The sequence below is a fragment of the Paenibacillus albiflavus genome, from assembly GCF_004344915.1.
Taxonomy (GTDB): domain Bacteria; phylum Bacillota; class Bacilli; order Paenibacillales; family NBRC-103111; genus Paenibacillus_AM; species Paenibacillus_AM albiflavus.
The window spans coordinates 1-454 of record NZ_SKFG01000071.1 but is presented as its reverse complement, the minus strand read 5'-3'; the positions used below and the strand labels follow the sequence as shown (position 1 = coordinate 454).

The 454-nt window shown below is 59.0% G+C and carries 1 protein-coding gene; it reads right to left on the bottom strand.

Going from position 1 to position 454, the window contains the following annotated elements; all coding sequences use genetic code 11:
- Positions 1-454, bottom strand: a 454-nt coding sequence (locus E0485_RS24410) for a fibronectin type III domain-containing protein (RefSeq protein ID WP_132420622.1), incomplete at both ends; no start/stop codon positions are given.

The following is a 454-nucleotide window of genomic DNA, read 5'->3' as shown; positions in this document are numbered from 1 at the left end:
CCCCTGGACTCGACGTAACCGTATAGCCCGTGATCGCACTTCCCCCATCACTCGCTGGGGCGTCGAAGCTAACCGTTGCCCTTCCGTTACCTGCGGTCGCCTTGACATTCGTCGGAGCGCTCGGCTGACTGATCGGCGTCACACTCCCTGATGTCACTGATGCCGCAGAGTTGCCTACGCTATTCGTGGCAACTACTGCGAACGTATACGCCGTTCCGTTCGTCAATCCCGTAACCGTAACCGGACTCGCGGTTGTGCTCGTTCCTGTGATTCCTCCTGGACTGGACGTAACCGTATACTGCGTAATAACACTTCCACCATCACTCACTGGTGCATCGAAGCTGACCGTCGCCATTCCGTTGCCTGCGGTCGCCGTTACATTCGTCGGTGCGCTAGGCACACTGATCGGTGCGACGGGCGTCACACTCCCTGATGCCACTGATGCCGCGGAGTC